Annotated in this window: 14 protein-coding genes; 4 read left to right on the top strand and 10 right to left on the bottom strand. The window is 69.2% G+C overall.

All coding sequences use genetic code 11. The features are described from left to right. Positions 1-41 precede the first annotated feature (41 nt). Complete coding sequence (locus C8258_RS23065) at positions 42-3,491, bottom strand: non-ribosomal peptide synthetase (RefSeq protein WP_106956973.1); 3,450 nt, start codon at positions 3,489-3,491, stop codon at positions 42-44. A gap of 146 nt (positions 3,492-3,637) precedes the next feature. Between C8258_RS23065 and C8258_RS23060 the strand changes: the two genes are divergently transcribed. After that, positions 3,638-4,336: a siderophore-interacting protein gene (locus C8258_RS23060; protein WP_106956972.1), complete on the top strand. Its 699-nt coding sequence runs from the start codon at positions 3,638-3,640 to the stop codon at positions 4,334-4,336. Between the two features lie 19 nt (positions 4,337-4,355). Here the strand turns inward: C8258_RS23060 and C8258_RS23055 are convergent, their stop codons facing one another. From C8258_RS23055 to C8258_RS23020, 8 genes are all read right to left on the bottom strand, one after another. Further along, positions 4,356-6,086 (bottom strand): ABC transporter ATP-binding protein, encoded by a 1,731-nt coding sequence (locus tag C8258_RS23055; RefSeq protein WP_106956971.1) that lies wholly within the window; start codon positions 6,084-6,086, stop codon positions 4,356-4,358. Further along, positions 6,083-7,990 carry an ABC transporter ATP-binding protein gene (locus tag C8258_RS23050; protein ID WP_106956970.1) on the bottom strand — a complete coding sequence of 636 codons (1,908 nt, stop codon included), beginning with the start codon at positions 7,988-7,990 and terminating at the stop codon, positions 6,083-6,085. The genes C8258_RS23055 and C8258_RS23050 overlap by 4 nt, the downstream gene beginning before the upstream one ends. A gap of 22 nt (positions 7,991-8,012) precedes the next feature. Continuing rightward, positions 8,013-12,536 (bottom strand): AMP-binding protein, encoded by a 4,524-nt coding sequence (locus C8258_RS23045; RefSeq protein ID WP_233225271.1) that lies wholly within the window; start codon positions 12,534-12,536, stop codon positions 8,013-8,015. Then, a complete protein-coding gene (locus C8258_RS23040) occupies positions 12,533-14,224 on the bottom strand; it encodes a condensation domain-containing protein (protein ID WP_106956969.1) in 1,692 nt (563 codons plus the stop codon). Before C8258_RS23040 ends, C8258_RS23045 begins: the two co-directional genes overlap by 4 nt. Before the next feature lie 13 nt (positions 14,225-14,237). Continuing rightward, positions 14,238-15,239, bottom strand: coding sequence for an ABC transporter substrate-binding protein (locus C8258_RS23035; protein WP_106956968.1), 1,002 nt, complete (start codon positions 15,237-15,239; stop codon positions 14,238-14,240). 66 nt (positions 15,240-15,305) lie between these two features. Continuing rightward, a complete protein-coding gene (locus tag C8258_RS23030; protein ID WP_106956967.1) occupies positions 15,306-18,440 on the bottom strand; it encodes a non-ribosomal peptide synthetase in 3,135 nt (1,044 codons plus the stop codon). Continuing rightward, positions 18,437-19,378 (bottom strand): methionyl-tRNA formyltransferase, encoded by a 942-nt coding sequence (locus tag C8258_RS23025; protein WP_106956966.1) that lies wholly within the window; start codon positions 19,376-19,378, stop codon positions 18,437-18,439. Before C8258_RS23025 ends, C8258_RS23030 begins: the two co-directional genes overlap by 4 nt. A 56-nt stretch (positions 19,379-19,434) precedes the next feature. After that, complete coding sequence (locus C8258_RS23020; protein ID WP_106956965.1) at positions 19,435-20,685, bottom strand: SidA/IucD/PvdA family monooxygenase; 1,251 nt, start codon at positions 20,683-20,685, stop codon at positions 19,435-19,437. Between the two features lie 255 nt (positions 20,686-20,940). Between C8258_RS23020 and C8258_RS23015 the strand changes: the two genes are divergently transcribed. After that, complete coding sequence (locus C8258_RS23015) at positions 20,941-21,405, top strand: hypothetical protein (RefSeq protein WP_036498181.1); 465 nt, start codon at positions 20,941-20,943, stop codon at positions 21,403-21,405. 55 nt (positions 21,406-21,460) lie between these two features. Here the strand turns inward: C8258_RS23015 and C8258_RS23010 are convergent, their stop codons facing one another. Beyond that, positions 21,461-22,048 (bottom strand): glyoxalase, encoded by a 588-nt coding sequence (locus C8258_RS23010; protein WP_106956964.1) that lies wholly within the window; start codon positions 22,046-22,048, stop codon positions 21,461-21,463. A 51-nt stretch (positions 22,049-22,099) separates the two neighbouring features. Here C8258_RS23010 and C8258_RS23005 point away from each other — a divergent pair, with 51 nt between their 5' ends. Next, positions 22,100-22,678, top strand: coding sequence for a PadR family transcriptional regulator (locus C8258_RS23005; protein WP_106956963.1), 579 nt, complete (start codon positions 22,100-22,102; stop codon positions 22,676-22,678). Between the two features lie 36 nt (positions 22,679-22,714). Next, positions 22,715-23,656, top strand: a complete 942-nt coding sequence (locus tag C8258_RS23000; RefSeq protein ID WP_106956962.1) for an RluA family pseudouridine synthase — start codon at positions 22,715-22,717, stop codon at positions 23,654-23,656. The last annotated feature ends 94 nt before the right edge of the window (positions 23,657-23,750 follow it).

The raw sequence follows: 23,750 nt of genomic DNA, 5'->3' as shown, positions 1-23,750 counted from the left end.
CTGTCTACAACGAAAACTCGGGGCCCGGTGCTGCGGGGAGCTCAGTTCCGCGGCGGAGCGAGGGTCGAATCAATCTGGGGCACAGGCACTTCGGCCAGCTCCAGCAGAATTCGCGACACCTGCGCCAAGCGACCCGGGGTGGTCTCGTCGGCCTGCAGCTGCGCGGCGATGCGGCGCACGGTCCGTCCGCCGAACACCGCGGTGACACCGAATTTCTCGACCGCGAGCAGTCCGCGCACCTTGGCGGTGAGCGTGGTGGCCAGGATCGAGTTGCCGCCGATCTCGAAGAAATCGGTTTCCACACCCACCGTCTCGACACCGAGGATCTGCGCCGCGATATAGGCCAGCGCCGCCTCGATCTCGTTCGCGGGCGGCACCGCGGACGCGCCGGCATCGGGGGCGCCGGCCTCGACCAGCCGCCGGATCGCGGCCCGGTCCAGTTTCCCGTTGGGAGTCAGCGGGATCTCGGTCACGATCTCGATCAGGTCCGGGATCATGTGGGCGGGAAGCAGATCTCGCAGCGCTGCCCGCAAGTCGTCGGTGGTGACACCGCCGGCCCGCACCGCGGCGGCCAACCGGCCGGAACCGGTCACCAGGGCGACGGCCTGCGCGACGGTCGGCAGCGTGGTCAGCGCGGTTTCGACCTCACCGAGTTCCACGCGGTAGCCGCGAATCTTGACCTGATGGTCGGCGCGACCGAGGAAGTCGACGGTGCCGTCGGGCAGATAGCGGGCCAGGTCGCCGGTGCGGTACCAGCGCAGACCGCCGTATTCGACGAAGCGCTGCGCGGTGCGTTCCGGGTCGCCGCGGTAGCCGTCGGCCACACTGGTTCCGCCGATCCACAATTCGCCGACGACCCAGTCCGGGCAGTCCTCGCCGCGCTCGTTCACCACCCGCATCGCCACATTCGCCAGCGGCGTGCCGTAGGGCACGGTGGCACGGTCGGCCGGGAAGTCGTCGGTCACTTCGCAGACGGTCGAGTGGATCGCGGCCTCGGTGGCTCCGCCGAGACCGGCGAAACGCAGGCCCGGCACCGAGGCGCGCAGGCGATGTGCGAGTTCGGCGTCGACCCGGTCGCCGCCGGTGACGACCACCCGGAGTGTGCGCAATGCCTCCGCGTCGGCGGAGTCCAGCAGCATCCCGATCAAGCCGGGCGCGCAATTGAGCACGCTCACTTCGTCTTCGGCGATCAGCCGGGCCCACGCCTGGGCGTCGCGCTCGATCTCGGCGTCCACGCACACCAGCGCACCGCCCAGAGCGAGCGGGGCGAAGCTGTCGAAGACCGACAGATCGAATTCCAGCGACGACAGGCCCAGCAGCCGAGCGCTCGCATCCAGGCCGAAAGAGGCGGCGAGGGCGTCGATGGTGTTGGCGGCGGCGCGATGGCTGACCTCCACGCCCTTGGGCTCACCGGTGGATCCGGACGTGAACAGCACGTAGGCGACGGCGTCCGGATCACTGGCGTAGGCGCGCTCGAGGCGACGGCCGGCCAGCGCGGTGGTCAATTCGACGGCGGTGACGTCGGCCGGGAGCTCGAGGGCCGCATCGGTGAGCGCGACCCGGGCGCCCGCGCGTGCCAGAATGCGGTCGCGTCGCGCCGGCGGCTGACCGGTACCGATCGGCACATAGGCCGCACCCGCGGCCAGCACACCGAGGACGGCCGGAATCTGCCGGTGGCCCTTGGGAATCACCACCGCGACGGTATCGCCCGGCCGCACACCGGCATCGGTGAGCGCGGCGGCCACCGCGAGCGCCTGATCGGCCAGATCGCCGTAGTCGCAGGCACCGCCGCGCCAGCGCAGGGCCTCGGCCTCCGGCTTGCGCCGGGCCCGGTCGAAGAAGTCACCGTGCAGCGTGCGGGCCTGCCAGTCGGTGAAGGTGTCGTTCACCCGCTCGCGCACCGCACGCTGCTGCGCCGGCAGCTCGATCGACAGCGGTGCGGTCCAGTCCGCACCCGGCTCGGCGAGGGCCAGCAGCAGGCGGCGGAATTCGGCGAACATCGCCGCGACCACGCCCTCGGGCATGGCGTCTCGGCGCACATCCCAGTTGACCAGCAGACCGCCGCCCAGTTCGGCGACCTGCGCGTCGAGATCAACCTGCGGGCCCTGCGACAGAATCCACACCGGCTCGCCGAACAGGGTGGTGACCCGCTCGGAGAAGAGCTCGCCCAGGTCCAGGCCGGAGGTGAAGACCACCGACGGCGTCACCGGACCGCCGCGCAAGCGGCCGAGATCGCGCAGCACATCCAGGCCCTCGTATACGGAATGCACGGCGCAGGTGTGCAATTCGCGTTGCAGGCGCTTGGCGCGGGCGACCATCGATTCCGGCGCGCGGGCGTCGACGTCGACCAGAACCGAATTGGTGAAGTCGCCGACCACACGGTCGATATCGTCGTGCAGCGGCTCCCGGTCGAACAGCGGGACGTTCAGCAGGAAACGCTGCCGCGCGGACCAGCGCGCGATGGCTTCGGCGAACACCGTGGCCAACGCCACCGCCGGAGTGACACCGTGACTGTGGGCGAGCTTGTCGAATCCGGCCTTGGCCTCGGGTTCGAACCAGTGGTGCAGCCGGATGCTGCGGCTCGGGTCGGCGCGCTCGTCCTCGGCCAGGACCGGCAAAGACGGGATATCGGGCAGGTCGGCGAGTCGCTGCTCCCACCAGGCCCGGGCCGCCGAATTGTCCGGGGTGTGGCGCGCTCTGGCGTCGAGGTATTCGCGGAAGGTGTAGCCGACGGTATCGGCCGGATCGGCGTCGCTGTCGTAGAGCGCGGCCAGATCGTCGAGAATTCGCCGGTAGCTCAACGCATCTCCGGCGAGCATGTCCACATCGACGTGCACGCGGTGGGCGTCGCCGGGCAGCAGGGTGAGGGTGATGTCGACGACCTGGCCGGCCTCGACATCCATCCGCTGATGACTTTTGGCCTGGCGCAGGCGTTCCAGTTCCGCGTCCGGATCGGCGGCCGCGCGCAGATCCTCCACCCGGAACACCGGGAGCAGCGGCTCGGGCAGCACGCGCTGCGTGCCGGCATCGGTGAACTGCACGCGCAACTGGGGATGGCGCCGGACCAGGCGTTCGACCGCACGGCCCATGCGCTCGGCATCGAGGCCGCGGCCGTCGAATTCGACGTAGAGATGGGCGGCGACGCCGCCGAGCCGCTGATCCTGGCGGCGGCCCACCCAGTAGGCGTGCTGCATGGTAGCGAGAGGGAATTCCTCGCCGTCGGCGAATGCGGCACCGCCTTCGGCAGGGGTGGCGGCGGGCGCGGGTTCGGGAGTGGCGCCGAGCAATTCGGCCCACGCGGAGATCGTCGGCGCGAGCGCGAGTTCGGAACTGCGGACCTCGTGGCCCTGTTTGCGCCAGCGACCGGCGAGGCGCATCAGCTTCATCGAATGCATGCCCAGGCCGACCAGATCGTCGTCGTATCCGATCGCCTCGGGCCGGATGCCCAGCTCCGCCGCCACGATGTCACGAACGTCAGCCTTGCCGAGCATCAGACAAACTCCTCACCGGCCGGAAATCGGGCCTCACCACCTACTTCAAAGGCTAGGCTTGCCTAACCTGCAAGCATAGTAGCCCACACGACCTCGACTGCCGTAGGGATGTGGTTTGGCTAACCTAACCCAGCTACCCTAACCCCATGGGCAAAGGCATCAACGGCGTCATCCTCAAGGCGCTGCGAGCGGACGACTACCGGCTGACCGTCACCTCCGTAAGGCAGATCGGCGACAAGTACCTGCGACTCGGCTTCACCGGTGGCGGTCTGCTGGCCGACCATCCCGTGCACCCCACGCAGTGGATCCGCATCTGGTTCCCCGACGAGAGCGGCACTCTGCAACAGCGCGGGTACACCCTCGTCGACCCCGATCCCGGCAACGACGCATTCGATATCGAATTCGCACTGCACGGCGGCCCGGCCTCCCGGTGGGCCGCACGCGCCGTGGTCGGCGACGAGATCGACGCCACCGTCATGGGCTCGAAATTCGCGGTGCCCGAACCGGTTCCGTCGGAATTCCTGATCTTCGGCGACAGCGCCTCGCTGCCTGCGATCAATTCGCTGCTGGATGCGATCGGTGAGACGCCGGCCCGGGTCTGGCTGGAATGGCAAGAGGAGTCCGAACAGTCGCTGCCGGTGCGCACCGGCCCCAAGACCGAGGTGACGTGGGTGCAGCGGGTGAACTACGGCCAGTTGCTGCGACAGGCGGCCGACTCGGTGACCTGCTCCCCCGACGCGTTCGGCTGGGCCGCCTGCGATGCCGCCACCACGCGCGCGATCACCAAATCGCTGAAAGCCAAACTGCCGAAACACAATATCGCCACCCGCGGCTACTGGCGGTGAGCCGTCCGGCGCGAAAAGCCTAGGCCGGCACCAGATGCCAGCCGGTCGCGCGGGACCGCTCCGACCAGAACCCGGCATAGCGGCCGCCGAGTTCGAGAAGTTCGGCGTGCGTGCCCCGTTCGACGATCCGACCCGCCTCCACGAACAGAATCTGATCGGCGTGGGCGATGGTGTCGAGCCGATGCGCCACCACGACGACGGTTTTGTCCCGCGTCAGTTCGTGGATGCCGCGCACCACCGCCGCCTCGCTGTGCGGGTCGAGCGCGCTGGTCGCCTCGTCGAGCAGCACGATCGGTGCGTCCTTGAGCAGCGCGCGGGCGATCGAGACCCGTTGGCGCTCACCACCGGACAGCGCCGCGCCGCCCTCGCCCACCGCCGAGTCCCAGCCGTCGGGCAGTTGGCCGACGATCTCGTCCACGCGGGCGATCTCCGCGGCGCGGCGCACCTGCTCATCGGTCGCGTCCGGATTGCCGACGCGGATGTTGTCGGAGATGGTCTCGTTGAACAGATAGACGTCCTGGAAGACCAGCGACACCTGGCGCAGCAGGGTTTCCGAGGGCTGCCGGCGCACGTCGTGGCCGCCGACGGTGATGCTGCCGGATTCGACGTCGTAGAATCGGGAGGCCAGCTTGAGCAGCGTGGTCTTACCGCCGCCGGAGGGGCCCACGATCGCCGTGGTGGTGCCGCTCGGCACGGTGAAAGACACACCGTCGACGACCTTTTCACCAGCACGGTAGCCGAATTCGACATTGTCGAAGACGATCTCGGGCGCACCGGGGGTCACCGGTTCGGTGGCCTCGGCCAGATCGTGCTCGGCGAGGAAGTTCGTGATCCGGTCGGCGGCGTCGCCGGCGCTGCGGATCGCGGTGCTGAGCTGCGCGGCGCGGTTGATCGGTTCGATGAACCGCGAGGTCACCGCGATCAACGCGATCGTGGCCGGAATAGAGAGGTCGCCGCCGGTCCCGCGGGCCACCACCACCGACACCACGATCAGGAAGACGATCTGCACGCACAGTGCGAACACCATCAGCCCCGGCACGCTGGCCACGATCATGCGCTTGGACGCGGCCTCCTGGTCGCGCAACGCCCGGGTGAGTGCCCGGTTGCCCGCGCCCACCGCACCGAAGGCCCGCAGTACGGGCTGCGCCTGCGCGAACTCCACGACCCGCGAATTGGCTTCTGCCGCAGCGGCATCGAGCCTGCGGTCGGCGCGGGTGTAACTGTTGTTGGCCCAGCTGCTGACCACCAGCAGCACCGGCAGGCTGACCAGCATGACCAGCGCGATCCGCCAGTCGATGAAGGCGACCCCGATCGCGACGCCCACCGGAACCAGGACCGCGGTCAGTACCGGTGCGAGCAGATAGTTGACGACGCTGAGGATTTCGCGCACGCCGCCGACCACCATGCGGGAGAGGGATCCGGCGTTGGCGGTGGCGAACCAGCCCAGCGGCAGCGTGCTCAGATGGTCGCCCAGCCGGGTCTGCACGCCGCGCAGCATGCCCACGCCGATCCGCAGGCCCACCAGCAACTGCTGATACGAACAGACCGAGGCGACGACCACCGCGAGCGCCAGCCAGGCGGTCCAGCGCCAGGCGCGTCCGAAATCACCGTCGAACAGCGCCTGCAGCACCGGAATCAGCAGCAGATAGGCCGCGATCTGGCCCAGCGCGCCCGCGCCGATGAGGGCCAGATGGCGCGGCACGTAGCGGCGCAGCTCCGGCGGAATGAGGCCGAAGATCTTCCTGATCACCGCAGTTCTCCTTCGGAGTCGGAAACGGCCGGCACGCCCACCGACGCCTGATTCTGTTCCCAGAGGCGCTGATAGAGCCCGCCGGCCACCGACAGCGTCGCGTGGTCACCCGTTTCGGCGAGTTCGCCGTTGTCCAGCACCAGAATTCGGTCGACGCCCGTGATGGTGTGCAGCCGATGCGCGATCACCAGTACCGTGCGCCCGGCGACCAGGACGGCGAGCGCGTCCTGCACCGCGGCCTCGGATTCCGGGTCGGCGAAGGCCGTGGCCTCGTCCAGCACCAGCACCGGGGTATCGGCCAGCAGGGTGCGAGCGATCGACAGGCGTTGCGCCTCACCACCGGACAGCACCGCGTCGACACCGATTTCGGAGTCGTAGCCGCGCGGCAGTTCCAGAATCCGATCGTGGATCTGGGCGGCGCGTGCGGCTCGCTCGACGGCGGCCGCATCCGCGTCCGGCCGGGCCAGCGCGATGTTGTCGCGGATCGTGCCGCGAATCATCCGCACGTCCTGCAGGACGAATCCCACGGTGCGGTAGAGCTCGGCGGTCGAGTACTCCCGGACATCCTTGCCGCCGATCGTGATCCGGCCCGCGGTCACGTCGTAGAAGCGCGGCAGCAGCCGGGCCAGGGTCGACTTGCCGGAACCGCTCGGGCCGACCAGGGCTGTGATAGACCCGGGCGCGAGTTCGAATTCGACCTCGCGCAGGACGGTGCGGTCGGCGCGATAGCCGAAGCTCACCTGTTCGAACCGGACCGCGAGTCCCGTGGCGGCAGGGTCACCGGCCGCATCCGCATCGGCAGCCTCGTCGCCGTCGGCCCGCACCTCGAGTTCGGGTGTCTGTTGCAACTGGTGCAGGCGCAACGCCGCGGCACCGCCCTCGCGCAGCGCCTGTCCGCCGAAGCCGATGCCCAGCAGCGCGCTGCCCAGACCGATCCCGAGCAGCAGGAACGGCAGGATGTCGACCGGATCGGTCCAGCCCAGATCGGCGAAGCCCACGCCGGCCACCACCACGACCAGCATGAGCAGCGCCGGGGTCAGCAGGATCTCGGCGGCCGACTGCAATTTCGTCATCGGCGTCTTCCACGCCAGCAGGCTCTCGGCGGTGTTGTCGACCGCGCGCTGGAAGGTGCTGTGCGCCTTGCGGGCCCGGCCGAACGCCCGCACCACCTGGATGCCGTCGACGAATTCGATGATGGACTGTTCGATGGCGCGTTCGTTGGCGTCGAAGACGGCGAAGCGTTCCTGATGCGCCTTACCCATCATGGCCGCCAGGCCGCGGGTGTAGAGCACCAGCGGCACCAGCAGGATCAGCGTCAGCCGCCAGTCGACGGTGAACAGGTAGATCAGCGCCACCAGTTGCACCGTCACCGCACCGACGAATTCCAATCGCGCGTGTGCGACCAGATAGTGCAGGGCCTCGACATCGTCCTGCAGGAACTTCTTCACCTCACCGGAACTGCGATCGGTGAACCAGCCCAGCGGCACCCGGGTCAGCTTGGCCGCCAGCAGTTGTCGCAGGGTGAGCTGGAATTTCGCGTCGACCATGTGGGTCCAGACCAGCGCCGCAGCCTGCAGCAGGCCGCGCAGCACCAGCACCACGACCGCGGCGATCACCAGCGTCCACACCCGGTCCTTGTCGATCGGCGCGGACAGCAGTTCCCGGCAGGCCTCGACGATCAGGATGAACGGCACCACCGCGCAGATCGAGGAGACCACGACGACCAGACTCGCCAGCGACAGCGCGCCGTTCACCGGCGCGAGCACCTGTTTGCGGGCCAGGCCGTCGGCGCGGCGCTGCTGTTTCAGCGCGACCCGGTCGGGTTCCAGCGGTGCGTCGGGCGTGCTCGGCGGCACCTGCCGCGCCGCCTCCGGCTCGGCCGGATCCACGGTCTGAACCGTCATCAGTCCTTCCCTCCCATAGCTGTCACCCTGCCTGTCGCTGTGCACCGGATTCGGACATTCCGACGGCGAAATCACACAGTATGGTGCGCCAGCGCTCGGCTCGCGCGTCTGCCCCGGCCTCGTCCAGCACCGCCGAGTTCACGTCGATGTGCGCGACCAGAACCGGACGCGCATCCTTCGACACCACCGCGGTGTTGAGGTCGATGGTGAAGCGCAGCGGCAGATCCGGATGTCCGGACGCACCGAATTCGGCGGTGAGCTCCGGCAACGGCACCGGCGTCCACGGGCCGCTGCCGAACTGCAGCACGTCGAAGCGGCCCAGGTGGTTGAGGCGAATCTGCCCGCGCGCGTGCGGGGTTCGATCGTGGACCGGTGCCCGGCCGGTCGCCGGCGTCCAGGTCTCGAGTTCGGCCGCCGGCACCAATGCCGTCTCCTCGACGGTGAACCAGCCGACGCGGCGGGTGTCGTCTCCGGGGTCGCGGCCGTGCGATTCGCGGGTCACCGCGATGCGACCGGTGGCGTCGGCGGTATCGGCGACCAGTCGCGCGCACGCGGCCAGCAACAGATCGTCCAGGGGGACATCGGTGTCCGCGCACCGGGCGAGCAGCGCCTCGGTGTCGTCGGGGCCCAGTTCGACGATTCGCTGGATGGCCTTACCGGCCCGATCGCTGCGCGGATCGGTGTAGCGGCCGCCGAGCGGTGTGCCCAGCGTCGGCGGAATGCCGGACCGGACGCCGTCGGGGCCGGAATCCGAAACCCGTTCGGCCCCGGTCTCGTTCACCGCGCCATCGCCCTGCTCGAGCCGGCGCAGATCGTCCACGAGAATCAGCCAGGACACCACGTCCACCGCCAGATGGTGGATCGACAGCACCAGTCGCGGCCGGTCGCCGGGCAACAAGGTCGCGGCCACCATCCGGCCGGCGTCCGGATCCAGCCGTTGCACGGTCGCCGCCAGATGATCTGCCGCACTCCGGCTTTCGTCCGGCGCCGCGACGGCGAACGATGCGGCCGCGCTCGAGCGGTCCTGCGCGATCAGGACCGGCCGCCCGTCGTCGCCGAACTCCAGGCGAGACCGGAGGGTGGGATGGGCGGTGGCCAAGTCCTCGAGCCGTCGCACGATCGCCTCGTGCGTGATCTCCGGATCGAGCGAGATCACCTGGGTTTGGGCGAGGAAGCGATAGTCGCCGTAGCCGAGGATCTCGTGCGCCAGGGCGGTGAGCGGTAGTACGGTTCCCGCCGGTGTCACCTCGGCATCGGCCTGGGCGGCTTCGGACGGTTCGTCCAGTCGCTCGGCCAGATCGCGAAGATCGGCCGCCGCCAGCACTTCTCGCGCCGAGACGCGATAGCCGGCGCCGCGCAGCCGCGACACCAGATCGATCACGCCGATACTGTCGATCCCCAGGTCCACCAGGCTGTCCAGGATGCCGATCCGCGACCCCGCGCCCATCGCCTCGATCAGCGCCAGCAGGGTGCGTTCGGTCTCGGTGCGCGGTTCGGCGTGGGCGCCGGTGCCGTCCGGGCGGGCCAGCAGTTCGGTCGCGACGTGCACATCGAGTTTGTCGTTGCGGTTCAACGGAATCTCGTCGACGAACACGATGCGGGTGGGGACCAGGAACTGCGGCAGCCGCCGGGCCAGATCGGAACGCAGCCGTGCGACGGTGCCGTCACCGACCACCAGCGCGCCCAGCCGGGTCCGTCCGTTCTCGGTGAAGGCCAGCGCCGCCGCGTGGCGGACGCCGTCGAGTTCCCGCAACACCACGCTGACCTCGTCGGGTTCGACACGGTATCCGTTGATCTTCACCTGCCGGTCGACGCGACCCTCGTAGACCACGGTCCCGTCGTCGGCTCGGCGCACGAGATCGCCGGTGCGATACCTTCTTTCGCCGTCCTCGCCCGCGACGAAGGCGGCCGCGGTGGTGGCGGGCCGCCGCAGATAGCCGAGCGCGAGTTGCGGCCCGGAAAGGTAGAGCTCGCCCTGCCCGCCGGGCGGCACCGGTCGCAACCGGTGATCGAGCACTTCGGCGGTCATCGCGTCGAACGGGCGGCCGATGGTGGGCGCGGCATGGTCGTGCACATCGGCCATCAGCGCCTCGACGGTCGCCTCGGTCGGGCCGTAGAAGTTGATGACCCGGGTGGTCGCCAAGCCCTGCAGGCGCCGCCAGGTGTCCGGGCTGATCGCCTCGCCGCCGAGCGCGAGCACGGCAAGCGGACAGCACTCGGCGCCGGACTCCGGATCGGCGCGGAACAGTCCGGCGGCGATCAGCCGGTTCAGCATGGACGGCGACGTGTCGAAGATGTCGATCCCGAATTCGCCGATGGCGCCGACGATGCGCTCGGCATCGGTGCGCACCTCGTCACCCAGCAGGACCACGGTATGGCCGCTCAGCAGGGCGACCGTGGGCTGCCACGCCGCATCGAACCCGGTGGACCAGCCGTGCCCGATGCGCAGCGTGCGCCCGGTGGCGGCGGCGATCGGCGCGAAGATCCGCCGCTCGTGATTGCCCCAGTGGTTGAGCAGCGCGCGATGCGATACCGCGACGCCCTTGGGCCTGCCGGTCGTGCCCGAGGTGAACACCACGTAGAACGGTGCGTCCGAATGCTTGTGCGGCACAAGGTCTGTCGCGTGGACCGACTCGCCGTTCCGTTCCGGCGCCGGTACCCCCCGCCCACCACGGTCGCCCGCCGAAACCGCCTCGGAGCCCGGAAACAGGAGGCGGCCGTCGCTGTCCGTGATCCCGTGGCGGCATTCCACCGCTTGCGCGCGGACCTCGGCCAGCGTCTCGGCGCGATCCGCATCGGCCAGGACGATCCGCGCACCGCTGGTGCTCAGCAGATAGGCCAGACGGTCGGCCGGTGTGGCGGGATCGACGTGAACACACGTGGCACCGGCGAGACCGATGGCGAAGGGAGCGTGCAGGACTCGGCGGTCACGGGGCAGCATGACCGCCACCGCGGTACCGGTGCCGACACCGGCTGCTCGGAGTTGGTCGGCCAAGGCGCGGACCGCGGAACCGAATTCGGTGAAACTGTGTTCGCCCGCCGCGTCGACGACCGCGATCCGATCGGCGGCCGCACGAGCAGCGTTGAGCAACGCTTCCGGAACCGTCGCGGCAGAACTCGCCGCACCGCCCGGCGCCGCCTGCGCGTATGCGGGGGCACCCGTTTCGGCGACGGACGAGCCGACCGTCTCTTTCGCGGTATCGGAAGGCTTCGCACCACAGCCATATTCAGCGATCAAGGCGGCGGGCTCGTCGTCGAGCAGCACATCGACCGCACTACACTGCCGCGCGCTGACGATCCGGGTGGCGACGGCGAGCAAACGGCGCGCCATCCGGTCGGGGTCGAAGGTGGTGAGCAGGTCGGGGCGGGTTTCGACGCGGCAGATCAGCTCGCCGTGTTCCAGTACCGGCACGACGGCGATCGGATAGTGGCTCGGGGAATCGACGCGGCGGGCGGTCATGGTGGCGCCGCCGCCCATCGGCATTCGCTGTGCGACCGCGCCGACCGGTGAGTTCTCGAAGACGAGCAGGCTGTCGAACAACTGCCCGGCGCCGGCGTGGCGGGTGATCTCCGCGATGCCCAGATATTCGTGCGCCCGCAACTGCGCCACCGAGCGCTGCAGTTCGGCGCCGACCTGCGCGGGCGCGCGTTCGTCCATCCGCACCCGCACCGGAATGGTGGTGACCAGCGCACCGACCAGGCGCTCCGCATTCGGCAGTGAGGCATCGCGACCCGAGGTGGTCTGACCGAAGACCACGTCGTCGCGCCCGGTCAGGCCGGAAAGAATACGCGCCCAAGCCATTTGGAGCACGGTGTTCAGCGTGAGGCCGTTCCCCCGCGCCCAGGTGAGCAGCAGGTCGGTGCCCGCCGCGTCCACACGCGCCTCGCCCACGACGGGCAGGTCGAGATCCGCCGGAGCCGGCGGCCCGAGCATCGGCATCGGCGCCAGACCCGCCAGTGCCGCGGCCCACGCCCGCGCCGAGGCCTCGGTATCGCGGCTCACCAGCCAGGCCGCGTGTTCCCGCAACGGCGGAGCCGGGGGCAGCGCCGCGCCCTCCCCGCGATGCAGAGCGATCAGATCGGAGAACAACAGCGGAATCGACCAGCCGTCGACGACGATATGGTGTGCGGTACACACCACTTCGTACTCGCGCTCGCCGACCCGCGCCGCGACGACCCGGAACAGCGGGCCGCGGTCCAGGTCGAGCCGCCGGCGCGCTTCCTGCCAGTAGAGATCCCGCGCCGCCGCCTCGGGATCGGGGGCCGAGCGCAGATCGACCTCGCGCCAGCCGATCCGGCCCTCCGAGGTGATGACCAGCACCGGATGCGGCACATCCTCGGCCAGTACCGCCGCGCCCAGATGCGGGTAGCGTCGCAGGACGCCGTCGAAGGCCGCGCGCAGTGCCGCCGGATCGGCCAGATTCTCCACGCGCACCGCGAAGGTGACGAGATAGGGGTCGATGCCCTGCGCCATCGAACTGACCGAATACAGCCCGCGCTGCAGTGGCGACAGCGCGACGACGTCGAGAATCTCCACTTCGCTCACCGTGCGGCGAACTTCTTGCCGAGTGCGGCCAGCGCGGCCGGATCCAGACCGGAAGCGCTCATCGGCGCGACGGGGGCGGTCTGTTCGGCGGCCGGGGCCGCCTCGGCCTCGGTCAGCTGTGCGGCCATTTCGTGCACAGCCGGGAATTCGAACACCTTCTGCACGTCCAGCGCATAGCCTCGCTCACCGAGCAGGGTGACCATGCGCAGTGCGGCGATGCTGTCACCGCCCAGGGAGAAGAAGGTGTCGGCGCGGCCGACCTCGTCGTCCGCGTCCAGTTCGAGCACCTCGCGAATGGTGTCGGCGATCAACCGTTCGGCATCGGTATTGGGCTCTCCACCGAGGCCGGTGCCACCGGAATATGCCGCGTTCCGTTCGAACACCGCCGGAAGGTCCACATCGCGCAGCGGATTCTCCGAGGCCGCAGCGCAATTCAGCAGCCATCGCTCGATTCCGCCTGCGAGCGCGTCGAATTCAGCACTCCCGGCGAATACCGCCGGGAATTCGAGGATCACCGCCACCTCCTCGGCTCCGGTGACGACATCGGCGACGACATCCACGCCGTGCGGCCGCGCCACCCGCCGGGCGATCTCGCGCGCATTCGCGCCGGTCACCTCGGTTCGGGTGGTGACCAGGGCCTGGAAGGGCGCACCGGCGGCGACGGCGGCGGCACCGCGCAGCTGATGCGTGATCCGCTCGATCCGGGCCGCGGCATGGGCGCGCGCGGGCGCCGCGAGCTCCGCGACCTGCGCCAGCAGTGCTCGTGGGGTGGCCGCCGCGGCGGTGTCGACGCGCAGCACCAGATGGTTGGCGTAGGCGCCGAGCGCCGAATCCTGCTGTGCGCCGGTACGTCCCGCGTCGGCGATGCCGATCGGCACATCGTCCCCGAGACCCGCCGCGCCCAGCACCGCGGCCAGTGCGGCGACCACCGACAGTTCGACGTCGTGGTCGCCGAAGGCAGCCGCCGGGATCCGCAGGGTGCGCGTCGCGGCGGCCGGTCCCGATTCCGCACCAGCGGCCACCGCCACGGTCGCCCGCTCCGGCAGATCGGCCAGCCGATCCAGCCAATATCCGAGGTGAGGATCGGCGGCGGCATCGCCGACCAGCGACTTCATCTGTGCCATCGCGTAGCCCCGGTACTGCGTCACGGGCTCGGCGACCGTCCCCTCGACCAGTTCCGCGACCAGCAGTTCGAGACTGCGATCGTCGGCGGCCACCGGATGAGCGGTGACGGACAGGATGTCTCGATCGGGCGTGCGGTGCAGTCTGATCCGGATCGGCAGCTCGCGCACCGGATCGATGCGACGGGCGGCGTCGGAGCGCAGCGCGGCGTCGAGGTCCGCGGAGGCGGTCTCGACCGTCTCGACCACCGTGTCGGGCGCGTCGACGACACGCTGGTAGGGAATCCGGCGATCGTCCGGATAGACCGTACGCAGAATGTCGTGCCGGCTCACCGCGGCGACCGCGGCACGGTCCAGATCGGCCGGACCGAGGTCACCGGTGATCTCCAGGGCGAGAAAGAGATTCGTCGCCGCGACGCCGCGCAGTCGTTCCGGCAGCAGGGCGGCCTGCTGGGCCGGGGACAACGGGGTGCCCCGCCCGCTCGTTCGCGACTCCGTCCCGGCCGCAGCGGTTTTCGGAGCAGACGGGGCCGGCGCGGTCGTCTTCGGCACGGGCGAATCAGACATGGGTAATCAGTCCTTACTTGCCGACGGTCGCGAATGTCGGTTCGAGCTTGTCCAGCAGATACGGCACCGACAGTGCGGTCGGCTGGTTGATGGCGTTGATCGTGATCATGTCGACGAACGAGATGCCGCCCTGGCGCACCGACGGCAGATCCGCGTAGCCGGGCAGCTGGGTGAACTTCTCCTGCAGGCCCGGCGCCGCGCCGCACACCAGCAGATCGGAGGTCAGATCGCCGAGCCGTTCCGGCGAGAGCGCCAGCCGTCCGCCCGAGGGGGCCTCCGCGACCAGTTTCGCCGGCATCGTCATCCCCAGCCGCGTGAACACCTGCGCGGAACCGTCTTTCGGATCCGCCAGCACCATCAGCTGGGTGGGCGTGGTGAGCATGCAGGTGAGGAACGACTTGCCCTTCAGGCCCGGATGTTTCGCCGCGACCGCGTCGATCCTGCCGTGCACATCGGCGACCACCTTCTCGGCCTGGTCCTGCTTGTGCAATGCCTTGCCGAGGGCCTGAACCTGGTCCTCCCACGGATCGATCTGCGCCGAGGACAGCGGCCCGATGGTCGGGGCCAGTTTGGACAGCTTGTCGTACATGGCCTTGTCCATCAGGTAACCCGGCGCCACGATGAGATCGGGCTCGAGCGCCGCGATCTGCTCGACGACATCGCCGCCCATGTTCAGGGCCTTGGACTGTTGTGGCAGCGACGGCGGCAGCCACGGCACGGTCATCCCGGCCCCGGCGCCGGGCACCAGATAGCCGGCCGGGGTGACCCCGAGCGAGACGGCCGCGTCCAGCCAGGCCGGGCCGAGGGTCACCACGCGCTTGGGCGTGCCGTCGACGGTGGTGGTGCCCATGCTGTGCTCGATCGTCACGGCCCCACCGGAATCGGCTTCGTCCGAACCGGATCCACAGGCGGCCACGGCCGTCACCAGACCCAGGATCAGCGCCAGCACCGTGGTTCGCAGCACCGCGCCGCGTGCGCGCATGCCGCGGCGCGCGGATGTTCGACCTGGGTTCATTGCACAGCTCCTTGTACTTCGCTCCGGGCGACTCGCGATCCCGGCCTCTCGGAATCGTAGCTTAGGCTAAGCTAACACTGTCGTCGATGCCTCGACCCGGGCCGCCAATCCGGCCACGGTCGGAGTCTCGAACAGTGCGCGCACGCCGATCCGCACGCCGAATTCGGCTCGGATCCAGGCCAGCAGCCGCACTGCCAGCAGGGAATGACCACCGAGTTCGAAGAACGAATCCTCGGCGCCGATCCGCTCGCGGCCGAACATCCGGCCGAACAACTCCGCGATCCGCGTCTCCACCGCGGTATTGGGCTCCCGATACAACTCCACCGGCGACCGCTGTGGCAGCGGCAGGGCGCGGCGATCGAGTTTTCCGTGTTCGGTCAGCGGAATCTCGTCGATGATCGCGAAGGCGCCCGGAACCATGTACGGAGGCAGGACGGCTGCGGCGTGTACGCGGACCGCCTCCACATCCACTGCGGCGCTGCCGTTCTCGCGGCGCGCGGGTACGAGGTAGGCGGCGAGTACCGTGCCGAGCGTCTCGTCGGCCACCGCGGCGGCCACGCAGTGCGCCACGTCCGGATGGGCGGCGACGGCGGCCTGCACCTCGGCGAGTTCGATGCGGTAGCCGCGCACCTTGACCTGTTCGTCGGCGCGGCCCAGGAATTCGAGTTCACCGTTGCCGTTGCGGCGCGCCAGATCTCCGGTGCGATAGAGCCGCTGCCCGGGCGCGAACGGGTCGGCCACGAAACGTTCGGCCGTGGCGGCGGCCCGGCCGAGATAGCCGCGCGCCAATTGTGCTCCCCCGAGGCAGATTTCGCCCACCACGCCGGTCGGCACCAGTTGCAGCCGCTCGTCCAGCAGATACAGATCGACATTGCGGTTGGGGCGGCCGATGGGCACGATCCCGGTTCCCTGCGGGCCCTCCACGGTGAGGTGGGTGGCCGAGACGACCGCCTCGGTGGGCCCGTAATGGTTGCGGAGTTCGGCCTCGAAGACGCCGGCGAACCGGTCGGCGACCTCACCGTAGAGCGCCTCACCACCGACCGGCACATGGCGCAGCGCGCGCCACTGACTCACCTCCGGCAGCATCAGCAGGGTGCTGAGCATGGACGGCACCATATGCAGCACGGTCACGCCGCAGCGCGAAATCAGTTCCGCCACATGGGGTATGTCGTCGAAGGCGTCCACCTTCGGAATCACCAGGCCGGCGCCGAGGGTGAGCGTCACGAAAATGTCGAGCAGCGAGGCGTCGAAACCGATCGACGAGGATTGCAGCAACCGATCCTGCGCGCCCACACCCCACTGCGCACAGAATCCCACGACGTGTTCGGCGATCGCGGCGTGGGAGACGGCGACCCCCTTCGGCGTTCCGGTGGAGCCGGAGGTGTAGATGACGTAGGCGAGATTGCCGGGCCGCAGCGGGCGTACTCGGTCGCTGTCGCGCGGATCGTGCTGCGGCGATGTGCGGGCGGCCGCTTCGGCGGCGCCCAGGTCACCGGCATCCAGGACCAGCGCCGGCCGCGCATCGGCGAGCAGGAATTCCACCCGATCCGCCGGATAGGCCGGATCGATCGGCAGATAGGCCGCGCCGGCCTTCAACACCGCGACGACGGCGACCACGAACTCCACCGAGGTATTCAGCCGCAGCGCCACCACGTCCTCGGTGCCGATCCCCTGTCGAATCAGGTGATGCGCCAGGCGATTCGCGCGCCGGTCGAGGTGGTCGTAGCTCAGTTCACGATCTCCGTCGCGGGCGTCGACGAGTGCGACCGCCTCGGGATTCGCCGCCACTTGCCGCTCGAACAGATCGACCAGCGTGGTGGGAGCGACGGCGACGAGTTCGCCGTGCGACTGCTCCAGAATTCCCTCGCGGTCGCGAGCCCCGAAGATATCCAGCTCGCCGACGCGACGCTCGGGTTCGGCGATCGCCGCCGCGAGCACCCGCACATAGTGGGTGAGGAACTGTTCGACGATGCGGGCGTCGAATTCGTCTGCCTGATAGGCGATGTCGATGCGTTCGGGTATGTCGCCGGCGGTGATCACGGTGAGCGACAGCGGCATCCGCGTCGTGGGGCAGCCGACATCGACCGCAGCGGTCGCGATGCCGTCGAGAGAGAGCGTCGCGGTACGGCGGACGCCGAATTCGATGCGGGCCAGCTGCTCCAGGCCGTCGCGGCCACTGCCCCGCTCGGGGTTGAGGTCGGCGACGACCTGGTCGATCGGCGTGCCGCGGTGCTCGAAAGCCGCTGCGGTGCGGACGTTCACCGCACGCAGGTAGTCGAGGAAGCTGTCCGCCGGGTCGACCGTCGTACGCAGGAGCAGCGTATTGCCGAAGTACCCGATACCGGTGTCGTCGGCGTGCCGCACGGTGGCCGGTACGCAGACGAGGAAATCGGTTGCGGCGGTGTAGCGGTGGATCAGCGCGTCGAAGGCGGTGAGAAGCACGACGAACGGTGTGGTTCCCTGCCGGTGCGCGAACTCGGTTACCCGCGCGGCCACGTCGGCCGGGAGCCCGGCGCGGACGTGGCCGGTGCGCAGCGAGGGCACGGTCGCGACGACGCGGCCGGGCAGCTCCAGCGGTTGCGGCAAGGGGGACAGTGCGTTTCGCCAGTATGTGCGATCGGCCTCGGCCGCCGGGACGGGTGCGCCGTCGCGCCGGCTGCGCACCGCGCGGTCTTCGCGGGACGCCCGCACGGTCGCGCCCGCGTCGTAGCGCTGACCGACCTCGTCGAGGAAGATCTGCCAGGAGTCGTCGTCCCACGCGATCGTGTGCACCACGAGGGTGAGAACATACTGCCGCTCACCCGTGCGAATCAGCAGGCAGCGCAACGGTGTCTCGGACGACGGATCGAAGGGGCGCCCCGCCTCGCGGCGGATCAGCACCTCGGCTCGGCGCTCGCGACTGGCGGCGGCGAGATCGCGCAGATCCACCTCCTGCCAGGACGGCGTCGCGTCCGGACGCACCACCGCCCGCGGCTCGTCGTCCTCGTCGATGGTGTACACCGTGCGCAGAACCTGATGCCGCGCAACGGTTTCGGTGATCGCGTCCCGCAGCCGGGCGGCGTCCACCGCACCCTCGAGCCGGTGGACCGCACAGCAGTTGAGTGTGGTGTCCTCCGGATCGCGGTTCTGCAGGAACCAGATCCGACGCTGCCCCGCCGACAGCTGCCCCGCCGCCGGCTGCTGCGCCGAGAGCGCAGTCATCGCGGGGCGTCGGTGAGATATCCACCGCGAGCGAAGAATTCGGCGCCGTCGTGCTCGGCGCCGTCGGCGGTGCGTACCCGGGTGACGACCAGGCCGGGATTGCCGCCGCGATGTGCGTCCGGCCCGCAGATCACCACGCCACCGCCCTCCTGCACGACGACGCGGCCCGGCGTTCCGCCGTAGCGGGCCCGCGACAGAGTGGCGGCGGTGATCTCCACCTTCTCGCCGCGATAGTAGGAGAACGCCCGCGGATACGGCTCGGACAGCGCGCGCACGAAACGCTCGAGATCCACCGCGTCCCAGTGCCAGTCGATGCGGCTGTCGCGCTCGGACCGCTTGGGGAAATAGGTGCGCTCAGCCTTGTCCTGCGGCCGCCAGTTCGCGGTGCCGGATTCGATCGCGCTCAGCGCCTCCTGGAGCGCGCCCGGAATCAATTCCATTCCGGCCAGGACGAGTTCGGTTCCGGTGGCGGTGGGGCCGATCGGCAGCGAGCGCTGCACGAGGATGTCACCGGTGTCGAGCTGTTCGTCCATCCGGTGCACGGTCAGGCCGAATTCGGATTCGCCGCTGATCAGCGCCCACAGCACGGGCGAGAATCCGGTGAACTTCGGCAGCAGCGAATCGTGCAGATTCAGCGTGCCGTGCGGCGGCATCAGATACAGCTCCGGCGGCATCCAGGTGTACCAGCTGTTGACCACGATGATGTCGGGTTCGGCGCGTTTGACCAGGTCGATGGTCTCCGCATCGGCGCGCTCGGTCAGGTGGACCGGAATGCCGTGTTCGCGCGCCAGTTCCTCGACCGAATCGGACCAGATGCCCTTGTAGGCGTGTTCACTCGCGGGGTGGGTGACCGCGAGTACCACCTCGTGTTCCGAATCGATCAGGGCCTGCAGCGTTTTACGACCCCAGGTCTGATAACCGAACGACACGATACGCATGAACCGAACCTCTTCCCTCGAACTAAGGGTAGCCTAGCCTACAGTTTCCCGGGTGATCATTCCGGGCGCTGCCCGGCCCCGATCCGCGCCACCGCGGCGGCCCGGCGAACCGGCACCTCACCCAGCACCCGATCCGAAAGTTCGCCCAGGCAGCTGAGATTGGGGAAACCGGGCCCCTGCGCCATCCCCGCGAGATTCGGCAGGTAGAGCTTGGCGTCGAGGCCGGACACCGCCAGATCGTGGCCGATGGCCGCCTCCAGCCGGGCATGGGTGACGGGACCGCCCACGGCGAGCTCCACCAGGTCCGAGGCATCGGCATCGAACAAATCCAGGAACCACAGCGGCTGACCGCCGGTCGCGTCGATCACCAGATCGAAGGCGTGCATCTGATCGGGGCGCAATTCGTTGCGCAAGGTGAGCGCCACTCCCTCGCCGCGTTCGGTCACCCGCACCACGCGTCCCTGGAGATGATGAACGCGATTGTCCCCCAGCACGTTCTCCTGCACCCGCACCGAGAACACCCCGCGATCGGTGCGGCGGATGACGTCGCGGCGCTCCTGCAGGCTCAGCGCCCGCCACTTCGCCGGATCGCTGAACAGCGCATTCTCGAAATAGCTTTCACCGCGGGTGTAGATGGTGGCCGCGGGCGAGATCACCGACACGGTGAGGACGTCGTGGCGGACCAGTTCGTCCACCGCCGACCCCGCCGTCTCACCGCCGCCGATCACCGCCGCCCGCGAGGAGACGGGCAACCGGCGCTTACCGGCGAGATCCCAGAAGTCCGCGATGCTCAGCACCTTCGGATGTTCGGCCAGCGCGCGCCGGCTGTCGCCCGGGCCGGTGATCATCAGCCCGTCGCAATCGATTTCGGTCTCCACGCCGGAGTTGTCGGCTACCGCGACCAGCCAGCCGTCGGCGGCCGGTCGAATCCGGCGCACCGCGCCCGTCACCATCTCGACCTCGGCCTTGCGGGCGACCCACTGCAGATAGTTGGCCCAGACGTGGTGGTGCGGACTGGGCCGGCCCCGGTCGACCCATTCGGCATAGGTGCCGTTCTCGACCAGGAACGACGTCCAGCTGTAGGCGATCATCGCCCGGTCGATCGCGCGGTTGTGGCCGCGCGCCCAGGTGGAGTGATACGGGAAGCCGATGTCCTTTTCGGGGCTGGTACCGAGCCGGTGCTGGCCGTCGGTCCATCCGCCGCTGGGCAGCCAATTGCCGCCCACCGCATGCGGTTCCACCACGACTACGCGCGGAGCGGGTAACCCCAGGTCCCGCAGCACCCGAGCCTTCGCCGCCACTGCCATCGCTTTCGGCCCGGCTCCGACCACGAGAAGCGTCTTCACTGGTACTCCCGTTCTGTGATTCCAGCCACCACCCAGCCGGTCGCCGGGGCGTTCAGCTGCGCAGATCCGACATCTCGGGAAGAGCGGATCCGCCCGAAGTCGACTGAGTATTACCTACCTTTGCATAGGCTTACCTTATATTGCTTGGTGGTGCCAGCCCTTGCGGAACGATTGCGAGGCACGGCACTCCTGTCCCCCAACTGATCGGATACGACCATGATCAAGATCAAATCCCGTGCCGTTGCGGCGTTTTCGCTGGCCGCCGTGGTCTTCGCCGGCGGCGTCGCCTCCGTGACCCCGGCCGTCGCCGCGCCGATCGCCGCCCCTGTGCACGCCGCCGCTCCGGGCGTCGGCGAGCTGCAGAGCAAGCTGCAGTTGGTGCTCGACCCGAACGGTTCGCGGTCCGCTCGCGCCAACGAGCTGGAGGCCGGCGAGGCCGGTCTGAGCCTGGTCGACCAGGTCGGCGGCGTGATGGCCTCGGTGCCCGGATTCCAGTGGCAGGCCGTCGCTCCGGTGAACGTGCAGGGCGACACCCTCACCCACAACCTGCAGATCAATGTCCCCGGCTTCGATGCCATGTACATCGAGCTGAAGTGGAAGGACATCGACGGCACCTGGAAGCTGACCCGCGAATCGGAGTGCACGATCGCCTATTACGCGAACCTGCCCTGCACCGTCTAGCGCACGAAACGGTCCCGGGCGCCCGCCGTCGTGCCCGGGACCGCCATCGCGGACGCTAGGGCAACTCGCCCGACAACTCCGTCCGCTCCCGCCGCGCGCGCTCCAGATCCTCCGGCGTGGCGGTCTGTCCGTATCTGCGCAGGCCGACTTCCAGCACTCGCAGCGCCGCCGCGTCGTCGTTCTTGAAATCACGCAGTATACGCACATTGTCGAGCACCCGAGCGAGACCTTCGAGCGCCGCGGACCCGCCGTACTCCAGCTCGCGCGGCTCGTCCCGTTGGATCACCAGCACGTGATTGCCCGCGGGATCCACCATCGTGAAGCGGGTCTGCCCGGGCTTGAACCGCGTGATTCGCGGCATCCCCTTGGCCGGTACCTTGCCGAGCCGCGCGCGCAGCGCGGCAGTGAATTCGCCGTGATAGGCGCCGACGTCGTCGACGAGAATCAAACAGCTGAGTTCCGCGTCGACGCCGTCGGGCCGGGCGGTGAAGTGCAGTTCGTACCCGCTGCGCGCGACCGCGCCGTACACGTAGGGGCGAGTCTGCTCATAGGTGACCTCGAAACCGAGGCCGCGGTAGAAGTCGAGCAATTCGGACAGCTCGGACTTACGGCTCCACAACAACGGCACCGCACTCTCGGGCATCCCACATACCTCCAGTATTCAAATTTGACTAGTGGAGGCTATCATCCATTCGTGTCCACAGTGCGATTACTCGTCCTCGGCGTGATCCGGTTGCGGCAGCCGACGTACGGCTACGCGGTTCGGCGCGAATTGCTGTCCTGGCGCGCCGACACGTGGACGAATGTGAAGCCGGGCTCGATCTACCACGCCCTCAAACAGCTCACCCACGAGGGCAAACTGCAGGCGAGCGGAACCGAAGCCAGCAGTACCGGGCCCGGCCGCACCCTCTTCGAAATGACCGAGGCCGGTGACGCCGAGTTCCGCACCCTCCTGGACGCGGCGCTGGTCAGCATCGATATGGAGGAACTCGGCGCCGGTATCGCGTTCATGGACACCCTGCCGCGATCGCACGTCATCGGTCTGCTGCGACAGCAACGCGAACGCAGTGCGCAGGTGCGAGACGAACTACTCGCCATGAAGGCCGACTACCCGCCTCGGTACGAAGCTCCGCACTCCGCCGACCTGCTCGAGCTGTGGAGCGGCACATTCGACAGCCTGTCGCAGTGGACGGCCGGCGTGCTGGAGCGGCTCGAGGCCGGCCACTATCGAATGGCGGACGACCGATCGGCTGCGCGGGACCGCGACCTCTGATCCGAGGCACTGCGGCGCTGTAGTTAGGGTCGTTACGTGCGACGCCGGCAACAGCCGCCGCTGCCCAAGCGCCACGGACTCGATCCGGCGCGGCTGCGGTTACCCGAAGACGGAACCTGGGCGACGATTCGCGACCATCTGGTCCATCGGCTCCCCCGGGTCCCCGCCGCGCGCATCGACGAGATGCTCGCCGGCGGCGACATCGTCGACCTCGACGGTCCGATCGAGCCGGACGCGCCCTATGTCCCCGGGGGCGCGGTGTGGTTCCACCGTGATCTGCCGAACGAGACACCGGTGCCCTTCGAGGTCACCGTGGTGCATCGCGACGACCATCTGCTGGTGGTCGACAAACCCCACTTCCTGTCCACGATTCCGCGCGGACAGCACATCCTCGAGACCGCACTGGTCCGGTTGCGGCGCGATCTGGACCTCCCGGATCTGGTGCCCGCGCACCGGCTGGACCGGACCACGGCCGGACTGATCCTGTTCGTGGTCGATCCGGCGCGGCGCGGGGCGTATCAGACCCTGTTCCACAAGCGCCGGGTGCACAAACAGTACGAGGCGATCGCGCCCTACGATCCCGAACTGGCCCTGCCCCGCACGGTGCGCAGCCGAATCGTCAAGGAGCGCACGATCCTTCGCGCCTTCGAGGTCGAGGGCGAACCCAACGCGGAAACGCTGATCGAGCTGATCGACCACCGCGACGGCCTCGGCCGCTACCGGCTGAGCCCGCACACCGGCCGCACCCATCAGCTGCGACTGCACATGAACGGGCTCGGGGTGCCGATCCTCGGAGACGACTTCTATCCCCACCTCACCGATCGCCCCGTGGACGATTTCACCCGGCCGCTGCAACTGCTGGCCGCGCGACTCGCCTTCACCGACCCGATCAGCGGGGCCGAGCGGGTGTTCGAGACCACGCGGACCCTGCAGGCGTGGACCGACTACGCGGGCTGGAGCGGCGAATCGACCGGATAGCGCGAATGGTCGTTCGCCCGCGAGCCGCGGCCCCGGCGTCCGACGGGTCGATCGTGACCCGCCGAACACGGCACGCCCGCCCGGATGAACGTAG

Source organism: Nocardia sp. MDA0666, assembly GCF_003023875.1.
GTDB classification, from domain to species: domain Bacteria; phylum Actinomycetota; class Actinomycetes; order Mycobacteriales; family Mycobacteriaceae; genus Nocardia; species Nocardia aobensis.
This window is presented reverse-complemented; position numbering and strand designations above follow the sequence as displayed.

Excerpts from the sequence above, each read along its gene's own strand:
- C8258_RS23065 (WP_106956973.1), bottom strand. The coding sequence starts at position 3,491 with ATGCTCGGCAAGGCTGACGTTCGTGACATCGTGGCGGCGGAGCTGGGC.
- C8258_RS23060 (WP_106956972.1), top strand. The coding sequence starts at position 3,638 with ATGGGCAAAGGCATCAACGGCGTCATCCTCAAGGCGCTGCGAGCGGAC.
- C8258_RS23050 (WP_106956970.1), bottom strand. The coding sequence starts at position 7,990 with ATGACGGTTCAGACCGTGGATCCGGCCGAGCCGGAGGCGGCGCGGCAG.
- C8258_RS23040 (WP_106956969.1), bottom strand. The coding sequence starts at position 14,224 with ATGTCTGATTCGCCCGTGCCGAAGACGACCGCGCCGGCCCCGTCTGCT.
- C8258_RS23035 (WP_106956968.1), bottom strand. The coding sequence starts at position 15,239 with ATGAACCCAGGTCGAACATCCGCGCGCCGCGGCATGCGCGCACGCGGC.
- C8258_RS23030 (WP_106956967.1), bottom strand. The coding sequence starts at position 18,440 with ATGACTGCGCTCTCGGCGCAGCAGCCGGCGGCGGGGCAGCTGTCGGCG.
- C8258_RS23025 (WP_106956966.1), bottom strand. The coding sequence starts at position 19,378 with ATGCGTATCGTGTCGTTCGGTTATCAGACCTGGGGTCGTAAAACGCTG.
- C8258_RS23020 (WP_106956965.1), bottom strand. The coding sequence starts at position 20,685 with ATGGCAGTGGCGGCGAAGGCTCGGGTGCTGCGGGACCTGGGGTTACCC.
- C8258_RS23015 (WP_036498181.1), top strand. The coding sequence starts at position 20,941 with ATGATCAAGATCAAATCCCGTGCCGTTGCGGCGTTTTCGCTGGCCGCC.
- C8258_RS23010 (WP_106956964.1), bottom strand. The coding sequence starts at position 22,048 with ATGCCCGAGAGTGCGGTGCCGTTGTTGTGGAGCCGTAAGTCCGAGCTG.